Origin of the sequence: Parazoarcus communis SWub3 = DSM 12120, from assembly GCF_003226565.1 — a bacterium.
GTDB lineage: Bacteria > Pseudomonadota > Gammaproteobacteria > Burkholderiales > Rhodocyclaceae > Parazoarcus > Parazoarcus communis.
Genome location: NZ_QKOE01000079.1, coordinates 1 through 886, shown reverse-complemented (window position 1 = coordinate 886; position 886 = coordinate 1). Strand labels below are relative to the sequence as shown.

Here is an 886-nt window from a genome sequence, read left to right as displayed (position 1 = left end):
TGGTGGGGACGACGGGGATCACCAGCTACCCGACCGAAGAGGTGGCGGGGATGGTGTTCGTGTTCGTGCGTGAGGACGATTTTTCGCTGGATGACGTACCGCCGCTGTCGCAGGACCTGCCGTTCCGTTTTCCGGAGAACAGCGAGCGTTTCCCGCACCCGCTGTGGCCGGCCTCGCCGAGCCTGCTGGACGAGGACGCGGTGGCGCTGGGGATGCACCGGACGGGGTATGGCAACTGGCGGATTGCGTGTGAGAACGGTTTCGACAACGCCCACATTCTGGTGCACAAGGACAACACGATTGTTCACGCGATGGAGTGGGTGCTGCCGCTGGGGATCTTGCCGACCGCCGATGACTGCATCACGGTGGTGGAGGACGAGGCGGGTCCGAAGGGGATGATGCAGTGGCTGTTCACGGACAAGTGGGCGCCGGTGCTCAAGAACGAAGCGCTGGGTCTGGAGGTGAAGGGGGTCAATGGTCGTGCCTACCGCACCTCGGTGGTGCTGCCTGGCGTGCTGATGGTGGAGAACTGGCCGGGCGAGCACATGGTGCAGTACGAGTGGTATGTGCCGATCACGGACGACCTGCATGAGTACTGGGAAGTGATCGTGCGGGTGTGCAAGACCGAAGAGGAGCGCAAGGATCACGCCTACCGTTTCGAGCGGGTGTACAAGCCGCTGTGCCTGCACGGTTTCAACGACTGCGATCTGTATGCGCGCGAGGCGATGCAGAACTTCTACGCGGACGGCACGGGGTGGGACGACGAGCAACTGGTGGCGACGGACATCTCGCCGATCACGTGGCGCAAGCTGGCTTCGCGCTGGAATCGTGGGATCGCCAGGCCGGGCAAGGGGGTGGATGGGTCGGTGAAGACGCACAGCATCCG

General features: G+C 63.7%; 1 protein-coding gene. It reads left to right on the top strand.

Annotated elements, in window-relative coordinates:
* Positions 1–886 (top strand): aromatic ring-hydroxylating oxygenase subunit alpha (locus tag DNK49_RS23095; RefSeq protein ID WP_110530413.1); only part of this gene is annotated, 886 nt, incomplete at both ends.